Origin of the sequence: Kitasatospora sp. NPDC085879 (assembly GCF_040686255.1) — a bacterium.
Taxonomy (GTDB): Bacteria; Actinomycetota; Actinomycetes; order Streptomycetales; family Streptomycetaceae; genus Kitasatospora.
Genome location: NZ_JBFBJZ010000209.1, coordinates 1 through 1,166, shown reverse-complemented (window position 1 = coordinate 1,166; position 1,166 = coordinate 1). Strand labels below are relative to the sequence as shown.

Below are 1,166 nucleotides of genomic sequence, written 5' to 3'. Positions count from 1 at the left end.
TCGAGTTGGTCTTCGAGGATGACGATGCGGCAGGCGGCTTCGATGGGGGTGCCCTGGTCGACGAGGTCGCGGGCGCGCATGGCGATGCGTAGTTGGTAGCGGGAGTAGCGGCGGTGGCCGCCGTCGGAGCGCAGTGGGGTGATGAGGCGGTGTTCGCCGAGTGCTCGCAGGAAGCCGGGGGTGGTGCCGGTCATCTCGGCGGCGCGGCCCATGGTGTAGGCGGGGTAGTCGTCGTCGTCGAGTTTGTCGGGTGTGTCGGGGCTGGCCGTTGTAGTCACTGCACCTCTCTGGTTCTCGGGGAGAACGCGTCGAGGGGCCCCGGCGCCGTGTCGGCTCCGGGGCCCCGAAGGGGAACAACACCATCTACCGGCCTTGGCCGGTCCTGGTACTTCCGCACTGCCCCGGGGGAGGGGTGTGCGGGGATCGCGTATGCGTGACCGGAAACCACCGTCCTTCGTGTCCTTGAGGGAGGTCTGCGGTGTCCGCCCGGACGAAAAACTGCTACCTCACGGGCCGGGCGATCCTGATGGCGCTTGCACCCTCCATTCATCCTCTGTACTGACCTGTCACTTTTCGTACTGCTGGTACTGCACCTGCTGTCGGTGGCCGTGACGGCCCACCCGGTCCGGCAACCCAGCCCCGCCGGCCGTGCCGCGTCTGCGGTGGCCTGGAACCGCACTGCCCGGACCCCTCGACACGCGCGCCCGCAGTCTGGGCGCCTTTGCCGAGGTCCTACCTGTCTTGCAACTGCTGGTACTGCACTCACTGAACTGCGTACTACGGGTACCGCTGGTGGCGGCCCCTGATACCTGCGGGCCGCCCCGTCCGGCAGCCAGCCCCGTCGCCGTCCTGCACCTGCCTGGCTTCGGAACTCCACTGCCGGACCGAACTGCGAACTGCTGTCCAACAACCCCGGCCAGTTCGTGTCTGGCCGGTATCACCGACTGCTGTCTACGAGAGAAACGTTAGACCCGCCCACGAGCAATGTCTACTCCGGCGCGCATAGATTTTGCCGTGCCCGTGCGTGAGGTGGTCTCCCGCTGCGCGGCGGCGGCAACCCCCGAGCCGCCGCGCGCCCGAAGAAACGAGCGACACCGCGCAGGGAGGCGGCAGTGGAACACCCGGCGCCCGTGGCACCGGAGACGGCCCGGGACGGACAGGCGGCC

Annotated in this window: 1 protein-coding gene; it reads right to left on the bottom strand. The window is 68.6% G+C overall.

All coding sequences use genetic code 11. The features are described from left to right. Positions 1-212, bottom strand: a 212-nt coding sequence (locus AB0P35_RS42215) for a MerR family transcriptional regulator (RefSeq protein ID WP_363521944.1), incomplete at its 3' end; no start/stop codon positions are given. Between the last annotated feature and the right edge of the window lie 954 nt (positions 213-1,166).